A 282-nucleotide genomic window follows, 5' to 3' on the forward strand; every position below is an offset into this window, starting at 1 on the left:
CGAGCTCGGCCGCTTTTTCCAGCCAGTAGATAGCTCGACGGCGATCTCTCGTCGCACCAACGCCGGTCTGGAAACAATAGGCGACTTTGATACAGCCCATTGCATCGTTATTTACTGCTGACTTTAAACGCCAGAAAAAGGCGCGACGCGGCGAAGGAGTGGGGTTCGAATCCACCACGTACCAGTCACCCAGAAACAATTGCGCCGGCACATATTCCATTTCGGCGGCTTTGATCAGGTGGCTGACACCCGAGGCAGTATTAATCGCAGTGCCATAGCCTC

General features: G+C 54.6%; 1 protein-coding gene. It reads right to left on the bottom strand.

The genetic code is table 11. The annotated features are described in order from the left end of the window. Positions 1–282: tetratricopeptide repeat protein (locus ACYP03_RS25795; protein ID WP_459782647.1), on the bottom strand; the 282-nt coding region annotated here is incomplete at both ends.

It is taken from the genome of Photobacterium sp. R1 (assembly GCF_054600795.1).